At 61.5% G+C, this 2,752-nt stretch carries 3 protein-coding genes; all 3 read right to left on the bottom strand.

The features are described 5' to 3' along the window. On the bottom strand, nucleotides 1-830 hold an 830-nt coding region (gene hflK, locus QZ511_RS16615; RefSeq protein WP_295804243.1), incomplete at its 3' end, for an FtsH protease activity modulator HflK. 123 nt (nucleotides 831-953) lie between these two features. After that, nucleotides 954-2,291, bottom strand: a complete 1,338-nt coding sequence (gene hflX / locus QZ511_RS16610) for a ribosome rescue GTPase HflX (protein ID WP_295804242.1) — start codon at nucleotides 2,289-2,291, stop codon at nucleotides 954-956. 147 nt (nucleotides 2,292-2,438) lie between these two features. Beyond that, nucleotides 2,439-2,726, bottom strand: coding sequence for an RNA chaperone Hfq (hfq, locus tag QZ511_RS16605; RefSeq protein ID WP_295804245.1), 288 nt, complete (start codon nucleotides 2,724-2,726; stop codon nucleotides 2,439-2,441). Nucleotides 2,727-2,752: the final 26 nt, after the last annotated feature.

Here is a 2,752-nt window from a genome sequence, read left to right as displayed (position 1 = left end):
ACCACGCGGGACTTGTAGGCTTCCGCCTCCTCGATCATGCGCTGGGCCTGACCGCGGGCCACCGGGATTACCTGGTTGGCGTAGGCCTGGGCTTCGTTCTGCAGGCGCACCTCGTCCTCACGGGCGCGCACCACGTCGTCGAAAGCGTCCTGCACTTCGCGGGGAGCCTTGGCGTCGGTAAGGTTGACCACGTCAATGCGAATGCCGGTCTGGTACAGATCCAGATATTCCTGCAGGCGCTTCTCGGTATCCGCGGAAACCTGGGTACGATTCTGGGAAATGACGCCGTTCAGAGTCTGCGAGCCCACGATGTGGCGCAGGGCGCTGTCGGTGGCTTCCTGCAGGCTCTTCAGCGGGTCGCGGCCGCGCAGCACAAAGGACTCGGCATCATCGATATGCCACTGCACCTGCAGCACCACGTCGACGATGCTGGCATCTTCGGTGAGCATCTGGCCGGTGGTGCGCTCGGTACGCACCTCGGTCATGTTGACCTCGGTAACATGGTCGATCAGCGGCGGGTTCCAGTGCAGGCCGGAGGTTTTGGTGTCGTGGTACTTGCCGAGGCGCAGGACCACGGCGGATTCGTTGGCCTCAACCTGGTAGAAGCCCCACAGGCCGTAAACCACCGCCAGGGCAATCACCACCAGTGACCAGGGGAAGCTGCCGCCGCGGGAATTGCCATCCGGGTCGGAGGGCTTGCCACCAAACAGGCCGTTCAGTTTCTGCTGCATCTTGCGCAGCAACTCGTCGAGGTCTGGCGGGCCATCATTGTTGCGATTGCCGCCACCCCAGGGGTCCTTGTTATTACCACCCGGTTCGTTCCAGGCCATTTATCAACTCCAGCTCTTTAGATTTATCAATCGTTTCTGACGCGAAATTCTAGCATTGATTACCGCCATTTAACCGGCAGTGGAAACTATTCCGCCGCAGTTTCCCGGCATCGCGGTTGCGACTCAATCCATCTCCCAATCTTCCGGCTTGGGCTCATCTTCCGGCTTCTCCGGCAGCCATTGCGGCGGGTTGCTCACCTCCCGGAATGGCGCCATCAGCCGCTGCAGCTCCGAGCGCGGCAACAGTACCTGCAGCTCGATATCCCCGCTGTCGCGATAGTTTTCCCTTTGCACCGCATTGCCTTCAAACAGCTGAGCGCGCAGGCGCGCGTGCTGCGGTGGAATCACCAGCACCCCGGCGACCATCTGCTCGCCGAGACGCTCGGCAATCGCCTCTACCAGCAGGTCGCAGCCGGCGCCGGTGGCCGCCGACAGCCACACCGCCTTGGGCACGCCGTTTTCGTCGCGATCGATGCGCGGCTCCATGTCCGCCAGCAGATCCAGTTTGTTGTATACCAGCAGCTGCGGCAATTCCGCTGCGCCGATTTCTTCCAGTACCAGCTGCACTTCCTCGATCAGCTGCAGGCGGTTCTCCGCCGCGGCGTCCACCACATGCAACAGCAATGTGGCATTGGCGGCCTCTTCCAGGGTGGCGCGAAATGCCTCCACCAGCCGGTGCGGCAGGTGGGATACGAAACCCACGGTGTCCGCCAGAATCATGGCACCCACGTTGGGCAGCTCCACCCGGCGCATGGTGGGGTCGAGGGTCGCGAACAGCTGATCCTGCACGTATACGTCGGCGCTGCTCACGCGGTTGAACAGGGTCGACTTGCCGGCGTTGGTGTAACCCACCAGGGAAACCGTGGCCACTTCCGCGCGGGAACGGGCGCGGCGGCCCTGCTCCCGCTGGCGACGCACTTTCTCCAGGCGCTTTTCAATGGAGTCGATACGCGCGCGCAGCAGGCGACGGTCGGTTTCCAGCTGGGTTTCACCGGGGCCGCGCAGGCCGATCCCCCCCTTCTGGCGCTCCAGGTGGGTCCAGCCGCGCACCAGCCGCGTTGCCATATGGCGCAACTGTGCCAGCTCCACCTGCAGCTTGCCCTCGTGGGTGCGTGCGCGCTGGGCAAAGATGTCCAGAATCAGGCCGGTGCGGTCGAGCACCCGGCACTGCAGCTCGCGCTCGATATTGCGCTCCTGGCTTGGCGACAGGGTGTGATCGAATATCACCAGCTCCGCGCCGTGCTTCTTTACCGTCTGCTGGATTTCTTCCAGTTTGCCGCGACCGACAAAGGTTTTGGGATCGGGTGTTGCGCGCTGGCCAAAGATGAATGCCACCGGGTCTGCGCCGGCGGAAAGTGCCAGCTCTTCGAATTCCCGCGGGTCGTCGGGACTGTCGATGGCGGAGAGATCCAGGTGTACCAGCACTGCCAGCTCACCGGATTCCGGACGATCAAAAAACAAGGATTATTCTCTTGAGCTCAAAATAGCACCAGTGCGCTGGTGCCCAACAACAGACGCCCCGGACAGGCCGGGGCGACGTTTACATCTATATGGAAACCCGAACACAGGCCCGGCCGCGAGTCAGCAGCCGGCCCTGCATACAGGTCATCAACCAAAGGTGTCGCGCTCACCGCCTTCGGGAGCACCACCTTCAGCACCGCCCTGGCCCGCAGGATTCATCAGCGGAACGCGCACGGCACGGGACGGAACAACGGTGGAAATTGCGTGTTTGTAGACCATCTGGCTTACGGTGTTTTTCAACAGCACTACGAACTGGTCAAAAGATTCAATCTGGCCCTGCAGCTTGATGCCGTTGACCAGGTAGATAGAAACCGGGATGCGTTCTTTACGCAGAACATTGAGGTAAGGGTCTTGTAAGCTGTGCCCTTTTGACATCTTTTTTCTCCTTGCCAAAAGATAAA

The sequence above is a fragment of the uncultured Microbulbifer sp. genome (genome assembly GCF_913055755.1).
Taxonomy (GTDB): Bacteria; Pseudomonadota; Gammaproteobacteria; order Pseudomonadales; family Cellvibrionaceae; genus Microbulbifer.
The sequence above is the reverse complement of the archived record's forward strand: the minus strand, read 5'-3'. Positions and strand labels throughout refer to the sequence as shown.

Coding starts and splice junctions, on each gene's coding strand:
- hfq (WP_295804245.1), bottom strand. CDS start 2,726: ATGTCAAAAGGGCACAGCTTACAAGACCCTTACCTCAATGTTCTGCGT.